This is a genomic window from Mycobacterium sp. ABE4_509 (assembly GCF_056160785.1).
Genome location: NZ_JBSWXU010000310.1, coordinates 1 through 1,082 on the forward strand (window position 1 = coordinate 1; position 1,082 = coordinate 1,082).

The following is a 1,082-nucleotide window of genomic DNA, read 5'->3' on the forward strand; positions in this document are numbered from 1 at the left end:
GGCTGGCGCTGTCGCTGCTGGCCGCCGCGCCGGCGGCGGCGGGTCCGTCGGCCCCGGGGGTGGTCAACTACGCCGTGCTTCCCAAGGGTTCGGTGAGCAACATCATCGGCGCGCGGCTGAACCACGAGTGGGTGTTCACCGCACCGTTCCAGGCGTTCTGGGTGGACAACCCGGCGTGCAACAACTGGGCCGACATCGGGCTGCCGGACGTCTACAACGATCCCGACCTGGCCGCCTTCAACGGGGCGGTCACCCAGGAGTCGCCCACCGACATGACCCACCTGGTCAAACAGGCCGTCGGGGTGTTCGCGACCAACGAGGCCGCCGAGCGCGCCTTCGGCCGGGTGGTCGACCGCACCGGTGGCTGCAACGCGCAGACCACGGCGATGCATCTGGACGACTTCACCACCGAGGTGTGGACGTTCACCGCAGGCGCGACGACGGCCACCGAGGCCGACTGGGTCAAGCAGGAGGCCGGCACCGATCGGCGTTGCTTCGTCACCACCCGGTTGCGGGAGAACGTGCTGTTGCAGGCCAAGGTGTGCCAGTCGGGTAACGGCGGGCCGGCGGTGAACGTACTGGCCGGCGCCATGCAGAACACGCTGGGTCAGTAGCGGCCGTTACGCCTGGCGAATTCGGGTACACGTCATCCACGTGTCACTTGCCGAACGCGGGATTTTGTCGGTGCGGTCTGGAAGATAGACATGAAGGCAGCGACCGTTCCCAATCCGGAAGGGGCTGACATGGCCCGCGCCATCGCTTGTGAGGGCGCCGCTGTCGGCTGCGCCGATCCGCTGACCAGTGCCGAAGCCGCCGCCGAGCAGGTGGTGGCGCAGTGTCTGGCCGACGGTGCGGTGGGGCGGGTGGGGCTGGAGATCGAGGCGCACTGCTACGACCTGGCCGATCCGGCCCGGCGTCCCGGCTGGGAGGAGCTGACCTCGACGATCGCGCAACTTCCGCGGTTGCCCGGCGGCAGCGGTGTCACCGTCGAACCGGGGGGAGCGGTCGAGCTCTCGGGTCCGCCGCTGGCGGACGCGCCGGCCGCCATCGCGGCGATGCGGCTCGACCGTGCGGTGCTGCGC

The 1,082-nt window shown here is 70.1% G+C and carries 2 protein-coding genes; both read left to right on the forward strand.

What is annotated here, in order from left to right:
• Nucleotides 1-2: 2 nt before the first annotated feature.
• Nucleotides 3-614, forward strand: a complete 612-nt coding sequence (locus ACXAID_RS28190) for a sensor domain-containing protein (protein ID WP_475025445.1) — start codon at nucleotides 3-5, stop codon at nucleotides 612-614.
• A gap of 129 nt (nucleotides 615-743) precedes the next feature.
• On the forward strand, nucleotides 744-1,082 hold a 339-nt coding region (locus ACXAID_RS28195; RefSeq protein WP_475025446.1), incomplete at its 3' end, for a glutamate-cysteine ligase family protein.